At 57.4% G+C, this 16023-nt stretch carries 19 protein-coding genes; 9 read left to right on the plus strand and 10 right to left on the minus strand.

The window, feature by feature from the left end; genetic code table 11:
- Position 1: 1 nt before the first annotated feature.
- The 4 genes from mrdA to PROAA_RS01965 form a co-directional block, all read right to left on the minus strand.
- Complete coding sequence (mrdA, locus tag PROAA_RS01950) at positions 2–1903, minus strand: penicillin-binding protein 2 (RefSeq protein WP_186409706.1); 1902 nt, start codon at positions 1901–1903, stop codon at positions 2–4.
- Between the two features lie 11 nt (positions 1904–1914).
- Positions 1915–2436: a rod shape-determining protein MreD gene (gene mreD / locus PROAA_RS01955; RefSeq protein ID WP_186409707.1), complete on the minus strand. Its 522-nt coding sequence runs from the start codon at positions 2434–2436 to the stop codon at positions 1915–1917.
- 4 nt (positions 2437–2440) lie between these two features.
- Positions 2441–3370: a rod shape-determining protein MreC gene (gene mreC, locus PROAA_RS01960; protein WP_186409708.1), complete on the minus strand. Its 930-nt coding sequence runs from the start codon at positions 3368–3370 to the stop codon at positions 2441–2443.
- A 162-nt stretch (positions 3371–3532) separates the two neighbouring features.
- Positions 3533–4576, minus strand: coding sequence for a rod shape-determining protein (locus PROAA_RS01965; RefSeq protein ID WP_186409709.1), 1044 nt, complete (start codon positions 4574–4576; stop codon positions 3533–3535).
- A gap of 100 nt (positions 4577–4676) precedes the next feature.
- On the opposite strand from PROAA_RS01965, the gene gatC reads away from it, so the two are divergent.
- Genes gatC through gatB form a run of 4 tightly spaced genes read left to right on the plus strand, consistent with a single transcriptional unit; the run spans position 4677 to position 8459 of the window.
- Entirely contained in the window at positions 4677–4964 is a 288-nt protein-coding gene (gatC, locus tag PROAA_RS01970; protein ID WP_186409710.1) for an Asp-tRNA(Asn)/Glu-tRNA(Gln) amidotransferase subunit GatC, read from the plus strand.
- Between the two features lie 5 nt (positions 4965–4969).
- The gene (gatA, locus tag PROAA_RS01975; protein WP_186409723.1) at positions 4970–6463 is read left to right on the plus strand and encodes an Asp-tRNA(Asn)/Glu-tRNA(Gln) amidotransferase subunit GatA; all 1494 of its coding nucleotides are present in this window, start codon (positions 4970–4972) and stop codon (positions 6461–6463) included.
- A 5-nt stretch (positions 6464–6468) separates the two neighbouring features.
- Entirely contained in the window at positions 6469–6987 is a 519-nt protein-coding gene (locus PROAA_RS01980; RefSeq protein ID WP_186409711.1) for a hypothetical protein, read from the plus strand.
- A gap of 17 nt (positions 6988–7004) precedes the next feature.
- Complete coding sequence (gatB, locus tag PROAA_RS01985; protein ID WP_186409712.1) at positions 7005–8459, plus strand: Asp-tRNA(Asn)/Glu-tRNA(Gln) amidotransferase subunit GatB; 1455 nt, start codon at positions 7005–7007, stop codon at positions 8457–8459.
- Positions 8460–8498: 39 nt separating this feature from the next.
- On the opposite strand, the gene PROAA_RS01990 is transcribed toward gatB, so the two are convergent.
- Both PROAA_RS01990 and pyrE read right to left on the minus strand, forming a co-directional pair.
- A complete protein-coding gene (locus PROAA_RS01990; protein WP_186409713.1) occupies positions 8499–9125 on the minus strand; it encodes a hypothetical protein in 627 nt (208 codons plus the stop codon).
- Entirely contained in the window at positions 9109–9756 is a 648-nt protein-coding gene (gene pyrE, locus PROAA_RS01995) for an orotate phosphoribosyltransferase (RefSeq protein ID WP_186409714.1), read from the minus strand. Before pyrE ends, PROAA_RS01990 begins: the two co-directional genes overlap by 17 nt.
- A 35-nt stretch (positions 9757–9791) precedes the next feature.
- Between pyrE and PROAA_RS02000 the strand changes: the two genes are divergently transcribed.
- From PROAA_RS02000 to PROAA_RS02020, 5 genes are all read left to right on the plus strand, one after another.
- The gene (locus PROAA_RS02000) at positions 9792–10574 is read left to right on the plus strand and encodes an exodeoxyribonuclease III (protein WP_186409715.1); all 783 of its coding nucleotides are present in this window, start codon (positions 9792–9794) and stop codon (positions 10572–10574) included.
- A gap of 122 nt (positions 10575–10696) precedes the next feature.
- On the plus strand, positions 10697–11017 hold the full coding sequence (locus PROAA_RS02005) for an ElaB/YgaM/YqjD family protein (RefSeq protein ID WP_186409716.1): 321 nt from the start codon (positions 10697–10699) through the stop codon (positions 11015–11017).
- A gap of 13 nt (positions 11018–11030) precedes the next feature.
- Complete coding sequence (locus tag PROAA_RS02010) at positions 11031–11441, plus strand: phage holin family protein (protein ID WP_186409717.1); 411 nt, start codon at positions 11031–11033, stop codon at positions 11439–11441.
- Positions 11422–11742 carry a YqjK family protein gene (locus tag PROAA_RS02015; RefSeq protein WP_186409718.1) on the plus strand — a complete coding sequence of 107 codons (321 nt, stop codon included), beginning with the start codon at positions 11422–11424 and terminating at the stop codon, positions 11740–11742. The genes PROAA_RS02010 and PROAA_RS02015 overlap by 20 nt, the downstream gene beginning before the upstream one ends.
- A 26-nt stretch (positions 11743–11768) precedes the next feature.
- Entirely contained in the window at positions 11769–12077 is a 309-nt protein-coding gene (locus PROAA_RS02020; RefSeq protein ID WP_245664118.1) for a hypothetical protein, read from the plus strand.
- Between the two features lie 59 nt (positions 12078–12136).
- Here the strand turns inward: PROAA_RS02020 and PROAA_RS02025 are convergent, their stop codons facing one another.
- From PROAA_RS02025 to metX, 4 genes are read right to left on the minus strand one after another with little or no spacing between them, the layout of a single operon-like run.
- Entirely contained in the window at positions 12137–12874 is a 738-nt protein-coding gene (locus tag PROAA_RS02025; protein WP_186409719.1) for a uracil-DNA glycosylase family protein, read from the minus strand.
- Positions 12864–14138, minus strand: a complete 1275-nt coding sequence (locus tag PROAA_RS02030) for an AmpG family muropeptide MFS transporter (protein ID WP_186409720.1) — start codon at positions 14136–14138, stop codon at positions 12864–12866. Before PROAA_RS02030 ends, PROAA_RS02025 begins: the two co-directional genes overlap by 11 nt.
- On the minus strand, positions 14138–14758 hold the full coding sequence (gene metW / locus PROAA_RS02035) for a methionine biosynthesis protein MetW (RefSeq protein WP_186409721.1): 621 nt from the start codon (positions 14756–14758) through the stop codon (positions 14138–14140). Before metW ends, PROAA_RS02030 begins: the two co-directional genes overlap by 1 nt.
- Positions 14755–15882, minus strand: coding sequence for a homoserine O-succinyltransferase MetX (gene metX / locus PROAA_RS02040; RefSeq protein ID WP_186409722.1), 1128 nt, complete (start codon positions 15880–15882; stop codon positions 14755–14757). Before metX ends, metW begins: the two co-directional genes overlap by 4 nt.
- Positions 15883–16023: the final 141 nt, after the last annotated feature.

The raw sequence follows: 16023 nt of genomic DNA on the forward strand, positions 1-16023 counted from the left end.
CCTAATTCTCCTCTTCCGGCGTGTCGTCTTCCTTTGCCGCGCCTTTGGGCAGCTTGCCCAGCAAGTAGTAGTCGAGCACCATGCGAGCGATCGGCGCTGCCGATTGAGAACCAAAGCCGCCATTTTCGACCAGTACAGCGAGCGCTATCTTGGGGTGATCCGCCGGCGCAAAGGCAATGAAGAGACCATGGTCATGTAATTCCTTCTTCAGTTTGCCGGCTCTGTATTCGGCGCCTTTCAGGCTGAAAAGCTGCGCCGTGCCTGTCTTGCCGCCCGAAACGTATTCCGCACCGGCAAAAGCGCGGGCGCCCGTTCCTTCCTTATTGACGCCAACCATCGCCTTCTTGATTATTTCTATGTTCTCGGGCTTCCAGGCGAGTGTGCGCAGTGGTTCAGGCTCGATCAAGACCTTTTCGCCCGTCTTGGTATCCGTAATGTACCTGACGAGGTGCGGTCGGTAGAACACGCCGTCGTTGGCTACGACCGCGATTGCTTGCGCTAGCTGGATCGGTGTGTAGGCGTTGTAGCCTTGACCGATCCCGATCGAGATCGTTTCGCCGGCATACCATTTCTGTTGCTCCCGGCTTTTGAAGCGACGCCTTTTCCATTCCGGCGAAGGCAGCACACCCTCCGACTCGCCTTCAATATCGATGCCGCTACGGCTACCCAGACCCAGGCTGCCCATGAAGCGCGCGATATTGTCGATGCCCAAATCGTTGGCTAGCATGTAGTAGTAGGTGTCGCAGGAATGGACAATCGACTTGTACATATCGACCGTGCCATGCCCCCCCTTCTTGTCATCGCGAAAATGATGTCCGCCGAAGTTGTAGAAGCCGGGGTCGGAGATTGTCTGACCGGCCGTGCGTTTGCCGATTTCAAGCGCGGCCAGGGCCATGAAAGGCTTGAATGTTGAACCCGGTGGGTAGGCCCCGTTCAGTGCCCGATTGACCATGGGGCGATCCGGCGAGTTGTTGAGCAAATCCCATTCATCCGAACGAATGCCATCGACAAAAAGATTCGGATCGAAAGTAGGTGTCGATACGAGCGCGAGAATTCCGCCGGTCGACGGCTCGATGGCGACCAGCGCACCACGACGATCGCCAAACGCCTGTTCGGTGATTTCCTGCAATTTGGCATCGAGTGTCAGAGTCAGGTTATTCCCTGAAACAGGAGGGGTGCGCGACAGACTGCGAATCGCGTGACCTCCTGCATCGATTTCGACCTCCTCATAACCCGTCTCGCCGTGCAATTGAAACTCGTACTTCTGCTCCAGGCCGGTTTTTCCTATGTGGTCTGTGCCTCTGTAATTGGCTGCCTGCTCGTTCTTCTCGATGATTTCAAGATCGGTCTTGTTGATCCGATTGATATAGCCAATCGCGTGCGAGGCTCTTGAGCCGAGTGGGTATTGCCGGAACAGTCGCGCCTTTACTTCGACGCCGGGAAAACGGTAGCGATTGGCCGCAAATCGGGCAACTTCCTCGTCGCTCAATCGCGTGCGAATCGGCAGGCTCTCAAAAGACCTGCTCTCATCAAGCAGCTTGCGGAATCGACGCCGATCCTTGGACTCAATTTCTACCAGTTTGCCGAGATCCTCGATCATTGCATCGAGATTCTCGATTTTGGACGGCGTGATTTCGAGAGTGAACGCCGTGTAGTTCCGTGCCAGAACGATGCCATTGCGATCCATGATAACCCCGCGGTTGGGGGCAATCGGCACCAGTGAAATACGATTGTCTTCGGCTCGCGTTGCGTAATAGTCGTGCTGAATCACTTGCAAGTAGAAAAACCGCGCGAACAGAATGGCGAAGCCCAGCACCACCACGCTCGCCGCAATCACGACGCGGAAGCGGAACCGTTCAATATCGCTATCGTGTGTGTTCTGCGGTGAATACCGGGTACGCAAGGCAAATTTCCTCAAATTGGCCGGTTGGCGTCTCGGTCGACTGGTTGATACTGTGGCAGAAGCAGAATGAAAGTGAGTGGAAGCCACAACAGGGCGCCTACGAAGGGTCCGGCAAAGAAGCTCAATCCAGGAAGGATCGCACCCGGCATGGCGCGAACACTGAATTGCACAAGCTGGACAAGCAGCAACAGCGGGAGGATATGCAAGGCCTGCTGACCGAGCGGAAACCACAGGATGCGACGCGATAGCGCGGAGGCGGCATAGATAGCCAGAACGTAAGCAAGTGCATGCTGCCCCATCAGGCTGGAATCGGCGACATCCATGGCCAATCCGAAAATGAAGCCTGATCCCATGCCGACGTAACGTTGCTCGCGAATGCTCCAGAAGATGAGTAGCAAAGCCGCCCAGTCCGGCATCCATGGCCAGGCCGAGGTCGGCAGAAAGTTTAGCAGCAGCGCGGCCAGGAGCGTGATCAGGATGTACCAGGGCCGAACCGGCTGCAGAATGCGGGATGAGGATGAAGTGGGTTGCATCGACCTATTCCTTTTGCAATCGTTTCTTCTTCGCCCCGGATTTGGCCGAAGATTTTGCGCCAATGTCAGCGGCTTCGCTGTTCAACTGAGCGGGTAGAGGAATCGTCTCTCGCGGATCAAGCACCATGACTTCGCCGAAGTTCTCAACGCCCGCGACGGGGACGCAGTAGATGCGAGCAAACGAGTATGAGGTATCGCGTTCGATGCTCACAACTTTGGCCACCGGGAGACCGGGCAACCATATCCCATCCAGCCCTGAAGTTACCAGGAGGTCGCCGATCTGTACATCCGCATTGGCCGGCATGAAACGCAACTCAAGCTGGCCGTTGCCCAGCCCGAAAACGACCGAACGCAGCCCGTTGCGCACGACCTGAACGGGTACAGCCTGCTCCTTGTCGGTAATCAGGGTGATCTCCGAAACAAAGGGAAAGACCCGGGTGACCTGGCCGACGACACCCGCGTCATCGACGACCGGTTGCCCGGGAATGATATTGTCCTGTTGGCCCTTGTCGGCGATCACGCGGCGCGAGAAGGGGTCGCGTGCTGCATAAAGGATCTGAGTCACCCGTCCATTCGCCTTGAGCCTGCTCTTTACATCAAGCAGCTTGCGCAGGCGCTCGTTTTCCACTTCGAGATGCTGCGTGCGCAATCGTGTCTCGGCGACGTCCAGTTGGGCGCGTTTCAAGCGGGCATTTTCATCCTGAAAGCGCGAGATGGCCGAAAAATAGCTGCCGACATTCTGGAGTGCTTCGACAGGAGCATGTGCAGCCTGTTGTATGGGGTGGGTGAACAATGACAAGCCTTGCCTGAGTAGCTCAAGCGTCTGAAAACGGGAATCAACGAAAATCAGGGCTAACGAAAGCGCAGCATAGAATGTCAGCCGGGCCAGCGGTGCAGGTCCGCGCTTGAAGAACGGCGGCGGTTGATGATCCATTGCTTCAGCAAAAGGTACGGAATGAGGAACAGGAGGTCATTGCGGCAATCAACGCGCGGTGATTACTCAAGAAGTTGACGACACGAACAAGCTGAACAGCCCGCACAAGTGACGGGGAAGAGCAATACCGCTCACGCTTCCCCTTTTGTTCGCGACCGCATCTCAGTCCGAGGTAAATATACTGCCGAGCTTGTCCATCCTCTCGAGCGCCATGCCGCAACCGCGCGCCACACAGGTCAGCGGTTCCTCGGCGACGATCACCGGCAGGCCGGTTTCTTCCATCAGCAGGCGGTCAAGGTCGCGCAACAGCGCACCACCGCCCGTCAGCACCATTCCTTTGTCGGCGATGTCGGCGCCGAGTTCGGGCGGCGTTTTTTCGAGTGCTGACTTGACCGCTGAAACAATGCTGTTGAGCGGCTCGGTGAGCGCTTCAAGAATTTCGTTCGAGGAAATGGTAAATTTGCGCGGAATGCCCTCGGCCTTATTGATTCCGGAGACTTCCATTTCACGTACTTCGGCACCCGGGAACGCCGAGCCGATGCACTTCTTGATGTTCTCAGCCGTGTTTTCGCCGATCAACATGCCGTAGTTACGACTGATGTAGTTGATGATCGCTTCGTCAAGCTTGTCGCCCCCTACGCGCACCGAACCCGCATAAACCATACCGCCGAGGGAGATTACCCCGACTTCGGTTGTCCCGCCGCCGATGTCGACGACCATCGAGCCGGTTGGCTCCGAAACCGGAAGATCCGAACCAATCGCGGCCGCCATTGGCTCTTCGATAAGAAATACCTGACTGGCACCAGCACCGATCGCCGATTCGCGAATGGCGCGGCGCTCAACCTGCGTCGAACCCGAAGGGACGCAGATGATGATGCGGGGGCTTGGCGAAAGCAGGCGGGAATCGTGCACCTTGCGGATGAATTGCTTGAGCATCTGTTCGGTGACGGTGAAGTCGGCGATCACGCCGTCTTTCATTGGGCGAATAACCGTGATGGCGCCTGGCGCTTTGCCAAGCATATTCTTGGCGGCAAGGCCGACAGCCTGGATCGTCTTCTTGGCGTTCGGGCCGCCTTCCATGCGAATGGCGACAACTGACGGCTCGTCGAGGACGATGCCTTTGCCGCGAACGTAGATCAGCGTATTGGCAGTACCTAGATCGATTGCCAGATCGTTTGAGAAATAACTGCGTAGAAAACTGAACATGCCTGAATATCCGTAAAAGCTCCGCAGGGGCTGCGGTCAGCAAAGCATTTATGATACCTTATATGGCTCTTTGTTTTAACACCTTACCGATCTCATAGCCATGTCGCTCACCCTGGAACAAGTTCGGCGCGTCGCGCACCTCGCCCGGATCGAAGTCAGCGATGCCGAAGCGGAAACCACGCTCGGTCACCTGAACGGAATATTCGGCCTGATCGAAGAGATGCAGGCCGTCGACACCCGGGGCGTTGAGCCCATGGCACATGCTCAGGATCTCGCTCAGCGCTTGCGTAGCGACCGCGTCACCGAAGAAGATTGCCGCGATGCCTTTCAGGCCATTGCCCCCGAGGTCGAGGCCGGCCTGTACCTCGTGCCGAAGGTGCTCGAATGACCGCGATGATCGCCCGCAACGTTTCGGCGTTGTCGCAGGCATTGGCGGCCAAGGAGATTTCCAGCGTCGAGCTGACACAACTCTATCTCGACCGGATTGCCCGCCTGAATCCTGAAATCAACGCGTTTGTCACCGTTGACGCCGACAAGAGCCTGGCGCAGGCAAGAGCGGCCGACGAATCGCGTGCCGTCGGGAAAGCTGGCAAGGGCGCCGGACCGCTGACTGGTATTCCGCTCGCGCAGAAGGACATCTTTTGCACAAAGGGCTGGCTGACCACATGTGGTTCGAGGATGCTCGGCAATTTCGTTAGCCCTTACGATGCAACCGTTATCGAAAATTACAACGCCGCGGGTGCGGTGATTCTTGGCAAAACGAACATGGACGAGTTCGCCATGGGCTCCTCGAACGAAACGTCCTACTTTGGTGCGGTGAAAAACCCCTGGGATACGGCACGCGTCCCTGGTGGTTCGTCGGGGGGTTCGGCAGCGGCTGTGGCCGCCCTGATGGCCCCTGCGGCGACCGGTACCGACACCGGGGGTTCCATCCGCCAGCCGGCGGCCTTGTGCAATCTGACCGGATTGAAGCCGACCTACGGCGTGGTTTCTCGCTACGGCATGGTCGCCTTCGCTTCTTCGCTCGACCAGGCCGGCCCGATGGGACGCTCGGCCGAAGACTGCGCGCTGCTGCTCAATGCCATGGCTGGCTTTGACGAACGCGATTCCACCAGCCTCAGTCGCGAAAAAGAAGACTATGGCCGCGAGATATCCGCCGCCGCTGGCGACAAGCCGCTGGCCGGACTGAAAATTGGTTTGCCCAAGGAGTTTTTCGGCACCAGCGAAAGATCGGGTTGCAGTCCTGAAGTCATGCAACTGGTTGACGCGGCGATCGCCGAATACCGCAAGCTGGGTGCAGAAACGGTCGACATCAGCTTGCCGAACATGAAGCTTTCGGTGCCCGCCTATTACGTGATCGCGCCGGCCGAGGCCAGCTCGAATCTCTCGCGCTTCGACGGCGTTCGCTATGGCTACCGCGCCCCCGAGTACAGCGATTTGAACGAAATGTACGCCAGGAGCCGGGCCCAGGGCTTTGGCGTCGAAGTCAAGCGCCGTATTCTGATCGGTACCTACGTGCTCTCGCACGGCTATTACGATGCCTACTACCTGCAGGCGCAGCGGGTACGTCGTTTGATCGCCAACGATTTCGTGGCTGCCTTCCGGCAGTGCGATGTCATCATGGGACCCACCAGCCCGAGCACTGCGTTCAATCTTGGCGAAAAAGCGGCTGATCCGGTCCAGATGTATCTCTCGGACATCTATACCATTGCCGTCAACCTCGCCGGACTGCCGGGAATGTCGATTCCGTGTGGTTTTGCCAGCAGCCTGCCTGCGGGTCTGCAACTGATCGGCGACTATTTCAGCGAGGCAAAGCTGCTCAATGTCGCGCACCGATATCAGCAGACAACCGACTGGCATTTGCGGCATCCATCAGGTTTTGACTGACTTTGATGAGGTTGATATTCGCCACGCTGCTTGCTTTGCTTCTCGGAGCCTGTGCTACCCCCGAGACGGCATCGCCTGATTCGTCCGGGCAGGTAGCGGCTGGCGCTTCTCAACCAACAGAAAAAATCAGGTCGCAGCCGCTGAAGCACTTGTTGGGCCGTACGCTCAAACCCATGCCTGACAAGGCGCTTGACGTGCGCACCAAGTGTCGTTTCCGCGATGTGGCCGGCGGGCGGGGAGCAATGGATTTGCAGGTGACGAAGGCCGAAGTCAAACGTTTCGTAGCCGAGGTGAGCATTCCCAAGCAGGGCGTATGCCATTTCGATATGAAGTATTTCAAGCAGACCGAGAGCTTTCCCAATGTGGTATTGACTGATGGCGCGAGCGGCTGCGTCGTCCGTATGTGGGAGCAGGAAAAGGGCGTTACGGTCGCTTTCAACGCCTGCCAGTCAAAGTGTGGTGGAGACGCTTTCAGTTATCTCTGGCCGATTCTGGTTGACACTCGGAATGGCCGTTGTACTTGACAGGTGGGCACGAAACGATGAGCAAATGGGAAGTTGTAATTGGCATCGAGACACATGCGCAACTCGCGACCAACTCGAAAATTTTTTCCGGCAGTTCGACGGATTTTGGTGCGGCCCCCAATGTGCAAGCCAATGCTGTTGACATTGCGCTTCCCGGAGTGTTGCCGGTACTGAACAAGGGTGCTGTCGAATGCGCCATTCGATTCGGGCTGGCCGTTGATGGGGAGGTTGCAGCGAAATCGGTTTTCGCTCGCAAGAATTACTTCTACCCGGATCTACCCAAGGGCTATCAGATCAGCCAGTATGAATTGCCGGTAATCGTTGGCGGCAGACTGGCGATTCAACTGGGCCAGGGAGACAGCCTCTCTGAGAAGGTCATCACCCTGACACGCGCGCATCTGGAAGAGGATGCCGGCAAATCGCTGCACGAGGATTTCCATGGCAAATCGGGAATTGACCTCAACCGTGCCGGAACGCCTTTGCTTGAAATCGTCAGCGAACCCGACATGCGGTCCTCAGCCGAAGCTGTGGCCTACGCCAAGGCGCTGCACGCATTGGTTCGCTGGATCGGTATCTGTGACGGGAATATGCAGGAAGGGTCCTTCCGCTGCGATGCAAACGTCTCGGTTCGACCGGTCGGGCAGCAGAAGCTAGGAACCCGGCGCGAGATAAAGAATCTCAACTCCTTCCGCTTCATGCAGCAGGCCATCGACTACGAGGTGCAGTGGCAGATCGCCGAAATCGAGGAGGGCCGTTCGATCCAGCAGGCCACCGTGCTGTTTGACGCCGGAACTGGCGCGACTAGTGCGATGCGCTCTAAGGAAGACGCACATGACTATCGCTATTTTCCCGATCCCGATCTGCTGCCGCTGCTTATTGATCGCGATTGGGTCGAGCGAACGCGGGCGAGCATGCCGGAATTGCCGGTCGCCAAACGCGACCGCTTTGTCGCCCAGTACTCGCTGTCTTCCTATGATGCAACGACGCTCACCGCGTCGCGCGAAGTGGCCGGTTATTTCGAGGAAGCCGTGGCCGTTGGCGGTATCGGCAGCGCCAAAATTTGCGCCAACTGGGTGACGGTCGACCTCGCTGCGCGTCTTAATAAGGAAGGCCGCGAGATCGGCGAATCACCCGTCTCGCCCCACCAGCTTGGCGGATTGGTGGCGCGCATCGCCGACAAAACGGTATCAAACAACATAGCCAAGAAAGTGTTCGAAAGCCTGTGGAGCGACGAAGGCAAAACAGCCGATGACATCATCGAACAGCACGGTTTGAAGCAGATTACCGATAGCAGTGCAATCGAGGTGCTGATCAACGGGGTACTGGCAGCCAATGCATCGATGGTCGCCGAGTTCAAGGCCGGTAAGGAAAAAGCCTTCAATGCGCTGGTCGGCCAAGCGATGAAAGCGACCAAGGGCAAGGCCAACCCGCAACAGGTTAACGAACTGTTGCGAAAAAAACTCGGAGAGTAAAATTTCAAACGGTCTGCCGGAGTAACAGGCTCGCTGTCTCTATTGTCGCGTCAGTCCACGGCGGCTCAAATCGATGTACCGTCGTTTGTCCTCATCGTATTTCTCGCGAATGATCTTGAGTTCCTTTTGCTTGGACTCGATGATCGATTCCTGCGCCGTTATCTCGAAAGCCGTGTCGTTTAGTCCCTTCTGAACTGCAGCCGGCAACTGCTTCTTCTTGTAGAACTCGGCTTCGTCCTCGTATTGCTTGCGCTGCGCACGAATTTCGGCAATCTTCTCCTGAGCGGCTGCGATTGACCTCTGAACATCGTCCTGGGCGCGCGAACGCATTGCTTCAATGTCTTTCACGCTACCGTAAGTGTTGAGCAGTGCCTGATCCTTGCGCTGTTGTTCCTTGAGTGCCGCTTCTTCTTCTTTGCGTTTCGCCTCTTCAAGGGCTTGCTGGGCGCGCTCTTCGGCGGTCAGTGGAGCAGCCACGTTACGTAGAGTACGACCGGATGCGCCAATCTCTCGATAAGCCCGCCCGTAACACGCTTGTGGCAGCACATCGCCGCACACTTGCATGCCCTTTGCATCATCGCAGCAATAGAGTTTCCCTGCGGCCATGCCCGAACCACTGAGCGCAAGCGCAATAGCCAATACGCCTAGCTTAATGAGCGGATGCAATACCATACTCTTGGCGATAAAGTGTTACTGCGGACTGATGCTCCTTGAAGTCGGAGCGCTCACGGAGAAATGCCATCAAATCGTCGAGTGTGGCCACCGCCACCACCGGGATTGCGAAATCCCGCTCCACTTCCTGCGTCGCCGACAAGTGCCCTCTGCCGCGTTCCATGCGATCGAGTGCGATGACCACGCCGCACGGTGTTGCGCCCGCTGCACGGATCAACTCGACCGATTCGCGCACTGAGGTGCCGGCAGAAATGACATCGTCAATGATCAGCACACGTCCGGCCAGCGGGGCGCCGATGATGCTACCGCCCTCGCCGTGATCTTTGGCTTCCTTGCGATTGAAAGAAAAGGGCAGGTTGCGACCCGCGCGTGCCAGTGCCAGAGCACTCACGGCAACAAGAGGAATGCCTTTATAGGCAGGTCCGAACAGGGTATCGACTGCAAGGCCGCTGGCGAGGATTGCTTTAGCGTAGAATTGCGACAGTCGGTCAAGCGCCGCACCATCATTGAACAAACCGGCATTAAAGAAGTAGGGCGACAGCCGCCCCGCCTTGGTCTTGAACTCGCCAAAACGCAGAACGTCCTGTTCCAGGGCAAACTCGATGAATTCCTGACGAAAGTCCATTGTGTACTAGCCAAAGCCTCGGGCGCGGAAGTGACATGTTACGCATCATTAACCTAAACCTCAACGGCATTCGTTCCGCGTGGCGCAAGGGAGTTTTGCCATGGTTGTCCGCTCAGAACGCTGACGTCGTTTGTCTGCAGGAATTGAAAGCACAGTTTGCCGATCTCTCTGACGAGATGAAGGCGCCCGCCGGTTTGCACGCGTACTACCACTACGCCGAAAAGAAGGGCTATAGCGGCGTCGGGTTGTGGTGTCGGCGGAAGCCTGATGCCGTCACCGAAGGTTTCGGTCACGCAGAGTTCGATGCGGAGGGGCGCTATTTGCGCGCCGATTTCGGCCCGCTCTCCGTGATTTCGCTTTATCTGCCATCCGGTTCGAGTTCGCCGGAACGTCAAGCGGCGAAGTTCAGTTTCATGGACGTGTTTCATCCGCACCTCCTTGATCTGGCGAAGAGTGGCCGCGATGTCGTGGTGTGCGGCGACTGGAACATTGCCCACCAGGAAATCGATCTCAAGAACTGGAAAAGCAACCAGAAGAATTCCGGTTTTCTGCCAGAGGAACGGGCCTGGGTCAGCCAAGTGCTGAACGAGGGTAACTGGTGCGACGTGTATCGCCAGCTACACGCAACAAGCACTGACGAGTGCTACACGTGGTGGTCGAACCGCGGGCAGGCCTGGGCCAAGAACGTTGGCTGGCGGCTCGACTATCAACTGGCCTCGCCAGCTTTCGCCCGCACCGCCCATGCTGCTGCTGTATACAAGGCCCAGCGTTTTTCCGACCACGCGCCGTTACAGATCGACTATGACTATGTGCTGTGAATCACGCTGTGACTCAGCGCATTGATAAGTGGCTTTAAATTAGATACCCTGAGGGTTGTGGTTCACGAGCACTCCCATCGTTTCGTGCCATTTCCCTTTTCCCTTATCACATGAGGTGTCCCATGACTGAAGTTAACGAAATGTCCAACAATAGCAAACAGAAATTCGTCTCGGATATGAAGAGTGTCGTCGCCGATGCCGAGGAAATACTTCGTGCGACTGCAGGTGTCGCTGGTGAAAAAATGGCCGATCTACGTGAGCGGGTCGGTGAGCGTTTGCGCGACGCCAAGCTGCGTATCGCTGACGCCGAGGCGCTGCTGGTCGATAAGACCAAGGCGGCGGCGCGAGCTACCGACGACTATGTCAATCAGAACCCTTGGCAGGCTGTCGGCGTCGCAGCGGGCATCGGTTTCCTGTTCGGTATCATTATCGGCCGTCGTTAGGCAGAACTTCGCTATGAGCGACAGGTCAGGCAGAGGGAACAGCGGTTTATTCCATGCCCTGAAAAGCATCGTCGTCACGCTGCTTGCGAGCGGGAAGACGCGGCTTGAACTTCTCGGCAACGAACTCGAAGCTGAGAAGCTGCGTGCCATTCATTTGATTCTGATGGCGCAGGGAATGGTGTTCTGTTTCGGAGTCTGTACGCTGCTCATTGTGGCCTTGCTTACTGCATTGTTCTGGGACAACCGGCTGCTTGTCTTGAGCGTGTCAACTGGGCTGTTCCTTGTTCTTAGTGGGGTTTTTTTCGCTCTGTTCAAGCGGTCGCTGCAGCGGCCCGAGCAAGTCTTTGCAACCAGTATTGCCGAGCTCAAGGAAGATCTGCGCCAGTTGAAAGAGGCGGTTGGCCATGAATCAGCGGCTGAATGAACTGCTTATTCGGCGTGGCCGATTGCTCGAACGCATCGCCACCCAACGTGCTGCGTTGGGTCAGGAGATGCCGCCTTTGCGAGCCGCACTGTATACGACGGATCGCATTGTGGCCGGCGTGCGCAGTGGTGTCGTCTTCATCAAACAACATCCCAGCATAGTTACCGTCGCTGTTGCAGTGCTGGTCGTCTTGAAGCCGGGGCGCATCGTGCGCTGGGCAAAACGTGCTTTCTTCACTTGGCAAACCTGGCGGACACTGCGTGACAAATTGCCGATATTTGGTCTGAAAGCCGGTTTGTGAGCGTTGAGCAAAGGGGCGAGACAGAATTGGCAAAAGCCAGTGTAGTTTCGCGCATGCTGGCCTCCCAGAAACGGCAGGCGCGAGGATTTGTCGCTGACGTCGTGCGCATGCGCGGATTGATGCCCTTGCTGATGAAAAATCGCAACGGCGACAAATGGACAGCCAATGAAAAGTCCGAACTCCTGGACCAGTTGCGAGTTCTATCGCGCGTTTCACCGTATCTATTGTTTCTGCTCCTGCCTGGTTCCGCACTGTTGCTGCCAGTTTACGCTTGGTGGCTTGACCGTCGGCGCGTACGGCGTGCGGCGCGCCCGGTTTCAGAGACTCTACCCTAGGGATACGGGTATCGTCTCACGCTTTCCGGGGTCATCGCGGCCAGGATATTGCTGCTGGGTTAGTGCCAGACTCCCTGGGCGATCAGTTGCCGTGTCGCCGCTTCAGCCCAACCCCTGTTGGCTGCCGGGCTGGCTGGGCTGGGATGCAGCACTTTCCCGATGCTTACGTCCATACCTGTCAAAGCCTCGGTGGCGCGTTTCTCGGCAAAGCCGCCGACCCCGATCACCCACTGCGCTTCGAGCGCTGTCACGAGTTGCCTGAGATGTCGATCACAGGCCGCATTGAGCGGCTCCTTCTCGGCTGAAGGAAGTTTGTCCGGCGTAATGTTTCGGCCGCTGTCGAAAAAGGCCAAGGGACAATAGTTGGCAACAAAGTGGTTGGCGAAGAAAGCTTCTGCCTTGCCGAAGCGCTGTTGGAACAGTCCCCATAGACGTCGACCACTGACCTCGGAGCGCGTACAGGAAAATCCTTCAATCCGGCGTTTCGGGTTCTCCATTGCCGGTTTGTCAATTTGCGTTCTGATTCCCATCCAGTCGCGTACGGCAGCAATCTCGCCAAAGGGAACACCGCATTGAACCATGCCGAACGGTCCGGGATTCATACCGATGAAAACCACTTTTTTGCGGCACGCGCCATAGCGGCGCAAATAGAGCTCGTGTGCCTCCCAAGCGTAAGCCAGCGGATTATAGATATGTGAAACTGGTAGAGCAAAGGTAAGTTTTTCAACCCTGGCCGACAGCTCACGAGCGGCGGCGATCAGCAGCTCGGCGCTTGAGGCGCTTGCCTCAGACGCCAACTTGCGCTCCTTTGACCGGCACTATCTTCCACGGGGCCACCCGAGGAAGCAGCAGCATGCCGGGAATCGCCAGCGCAGTGCACAGCAGGAAGAAGCTGTACCAGCCGAGGCTTTCCACGAGCCAACCCGCCGAAGCGTTGAAAAAGGTGCGCGGCACGGCAGCAAGGCTGGTGAACAACGCATATTGGGTTGCGGTATAGGCGGGGTGTGTTGAACGGGCTATAAAGGCGACGAAAGCCACAGTGCCCAGGCCAACGCCAAGCGCCTCGAAGCCAATGACGGTTGCGAGCGCCAGGCGTTGGTCAACGCCAATTTCCGTTTGTGGTCCGAGCCAGGCCAGCCAGGCAAAACCAAGAATCGATAGCAGTTGCACAACACCGAACAGCCACAGCGCGCGATTGATGCCCAGACGCACCATCCACAGGCCGCCGAGAAGGCCGCCAAAGACCGCCGGCCATAGCCCGGCATGTTTGGCGATCAGGCCGATATCCGTTTTTGTGAAGCCCATGTCGAGGTAGAAGGGCGTCGCCAGTGCGGTGCACAGCGAATCGCCAAGTTTGTAGAGAAAAATGAAGGCAAGCACTAACAAGGCACCATGCAGACCAGAGCGACCCACAAATTCGTGGAAGGGCTCGACAACGGCTTCACGCAGGGTCTTTGGCCTGGCATAGGCGTTGGTCGGTTCCTGGACCAGCAGGATCATGACCATTCCGGGCAGCATGAAGGCGGCGGTGATCCAGAATACCTGTGACCACGGCAACAGGTCGGCGAGAATCAATGACAAGGAACCGGGCACCAGCCCGGCGACACGGTAGGCATTCACATGTACGGCATTGCCCAATCCCAGTTCGTTCTCCGTCAGCAGTTCGCGACGGTAGGCGTCCAGGGCGATGTCCTGGGTGGCGGAGAAAAGTGCGAGAAAGGTGGTAAGCCAGAGAACCGGGACGATGTCTGTGCTTGGCGACAGCCCGCCGAGCAGGCCAATGGTGAGCAGCAGGCCGATCTGCATGATCAGCGACCAGCTGCGCCGCCGACCAAGGACGGGCAGGGCATAGCGATCCAGGAAAGGCGACCAGAGAAACTTCCAGGTATAGGGGAACTGGATCAGCGCGAAAATACCGATGGTTTTGAGATTGACGCCCTCGCTACGCAACCAGGCCGGTAAGAGGTTCAGTAGCAGATAGAGCGGCAGACCGGAGCTGAACCCGGTGAAGACGCAGATCAGCATCTTGCGGGTCAGCAGCGCACTCAGCCAGGCTGGCATCAAGCCTTTCGACCCAGGCGATAGAAGGCCAGACTGCCGTTCAGATTCGGCTCGTCAGTCACCGGCTGTCCGGCATCGTCGAAAGCCAGCCGTTCGCGGATCTCGATGCCGAGTTTGTCGCATAGTGCGTCGAAGTCGGCAATTGTGAAGAAGCGCACGTTGGGTGTCTCGTACCATTCGAACGGCAGGTTCTCTGAAACGGGCATATGGCCTTGTGCAATCGCCTCCCGGTTGGCGCGATAGGCAAAGTTGGGAAAACTCACGACGGCTTCTTCAGCGACGCGCAGCATTTCGCCGAGAATTCGCTCGGTAGCGTGCATTGCCTGGAGCGCTTGGGAGATGATGGCGTGATTGAACGACCGGTTCTCGAAGCCGGAAAGGCCGCCTTCAATGTCGATCTGGATCACGTCGACGCCGTTGCGGATGCAGCCGAGCACGCTTTCGTGACTGATTTCGACGCCGTAACCGACGACGCCTTTGCTTTCGCGAAGATAGCGCAGCAACTTTCCGTCACCACAACCCAGGTCAAGTACGCGCTCTCCGGGCGGAATCCAGTTGGCGATGACGGCAAAATCGAAGCGCTCGCGCTCGATGGCCGTCAGCGGGTTTCCATTGCTCATACTGATATGTTCTCCAGGTAGGCGCGCAATACGGCGTGATAATAGGCGTCATCCAGCAGAAAGGAATCGTGCCCCGCGTCGCTATCGATTTCGGCGTAGGCAACGTGCCGCCTGTTGTGCAGAAGGGCAAAGACAATCTCGCGCGAACGCGCGGGAGAAAAACGCCAGTCCGTTGAGAAACTGGCGACAAAGAACTTGGCTTTGGCCCGCGCCAGCGCAGCGGCCAGGTCGCCATCGTAGGCGTAGGCGGGATCGAAGTAATCGAGGGCCTTGGTGGTGTTCAGATACGTGTTGGCGTCGAAGAAGCTGGCAAACTTGTCGCCTTGATAGCGCAGGTAGGACTCGACTTCAAAATCGACGTCAAAGCTGAACTTGTGCTCGCCATGGCGCAACTGACGGCCGAATTTTTCGCCCATCTGGCTATCCGAGAGATAGGTGATGTGGGCAACCATGCGCGCCAGCCGCAGGCCATGGACCGGCACGACGCCGTGTTCGGCGTAATGGCCGCCATGAAAGTCGGGATCGGAAAGAATAGCCTGACGAGCGACCTCGTTGAAAGCAATGTTTTGCGCCGACAGCTTGGGCGCGGAAGCAATCACCATGGCATGCCGTATGCGATCGGGGTACTGCAAGGCCCACTCGAGTGCCTGCATGCCGCCGAGGCTACCGCCGATGACTGCGGCCCAGGTATCTATGCCCAGATGGTCGGCCAGACGCGCGTGCGCCGCTACCCAGTCCTCGACCGTCACCATCGGAAAATCCGCCCCATAGCGTTTGCCGGTAATCGGGTTGACCGACAAGGGCCCTGTCGAACCGTAGCAGCCGCCGAGGTTGTTGACCCCGACGACAAAGAACTTGTCGGTATCGAGAGGCTTGCCGGGCCCAACCAGGTTATCCCACCAGCCAACGTTCGTGGGGTCGCTGGCGTCAACACCGGCAACATGATGACCGCCGGAAAGGGCGTGGCATACCAGCACGGCATTGGAACGAGCGGTATTCATCGTCCCGTAGGTTTCAAATACCAACTCGAAGCCTGGAAGCAGTGCACCGCTCTTGAGTGCAATCGGCTCATTGAAATGGGCCCGTTGCGGCGCAACGATCCCGACAGAATTTTGTTGTGACATCGTGAACTTATCGGAAGAAAAAACCCAGTCGGCCTGACAAAGCGGACTGGGCTGGTCCCGCTTTAGCCGTATTTATTAAGCGCCCGCAAGCTGATGATTCAAATCGGCGCTGGTTCGGAAACTTACCGGCAGTCCTTGGAA

Source organism: Candidatus Propionivibrio aalborgensis (genome assembly GCF_900089945.1).
Lineage (GTDB): Bacteria > Pseudomonadota > Gammaproteobacteria > Burkholderiales > Rhodocyclaceae > Propionivibrio > Propionivibrio aalborgensis.

Excerpts from the sequence above, each read along its gene's own strand:
- mreD (WP_186409707.1), bottom strand. The coding sequence starts at position 2,436 with ATGCAACCCACTTCATCCTCATCCCGCATTCTGCAGCCGGTTCGGCCC.
- mreC (WP_186409708.1), bottom strand. The coding sequence starts at position 3,370 with ATGGATCATCAACCGCCGCCGTTCTTCAAGCGCGGACCTGCACCGCTG.
- PROAA_RS01965 (WP_186409709.1), bottom strand. The coding sequence starts at position 4,576 with ATGTTCAGTTTTCTACGCAGTTATTTCTCAAACGATCTGGCAATCGAT.
- gatC (WP_186409710.1), top strand. The coding sequence starts at position 4,677 with ATGTCGCTCACCCTGGAACAAGTTCGGCGCGTCGCGCACCTCGCCCGG.
- gatA (WP_186409723.1), top strand. The coding sequence starts at position 4,970 with ATGATCGCCCGCAACGTTTCGGCGTTGTCGCAGGCATTGGCGGCCAAG.
- PROAA_RS01980 (WP_186409711.1), top strand. The coding sequence starts at position 6,469 with ATGAGGTTGATATTCGCCACGCTGCTTGCTTTGCTTCTCGGAGCCTGT.
- gatB (WP_186409712.1), top strand. The coding sequence starts at position 7,005 with ATGAGCAAATGGGAAGTTGTAATTGGCATCGAGACACATGCGCAACTC.
- pyrE (WP_186409714.1), bottom strand. The coding sequence starts at position 9,756 with ATGGACTTTCGTCAGGAATTCATCGAGTTTGCCCTGGAACAGGACGTT.
- PROAA_RS02000 (WP_186409715.1), top strand. The coding sequence starts at position 9,792 with ATGTTACGCATCATTAACCTAAACCTCAACGGCATTCGTTCCGCGTGG.
- PROAA_RS02005 (WP_186409716.1), top strand. The coding sequence starts at position 10,697 with ATGACTGAAGTTAACGAAATGTCCAACAATAGCAAACAGAAATTCGTC.
- PROAA_RS02010 (WP_186409717.1), top strand. The coding sequence starts at position 11,031 with ATGAGCGACAGGTCAGGCAGAGGGAACAGCGGTTTATTCCATGCCCTG.
- PROAA_RS02015 (WP_186409718.1), top strand. The coding sequence starts at position 11,422 with ATGAATCAGCGGCTGAATGAACTGCTTATTCGGCGTGGCCGATTGCTC.
- PROAA_RS02030 (WP_186409720.1), bottom strand. The coding sequence starts at position 14,138 with ATGCCAGCCTGGCTGAGTGCGCTGCTGACCCGCAAGATGCTGATCTGC.
- metW (WP_186409721.1), bottom strand. The coding sequence starts at position 14,758 with ATGAGCAATGGAAACCCGCTGACGGCCATCGAGCGCGAGCGCTTCGAT.
- metX (WP_186409722.1), bottom strand. The coding sequence starts at position 15,882 with ATGTCACAACAAAATTCTGTCGGGATCGTTGCGCCGCAACGGGCCCAT.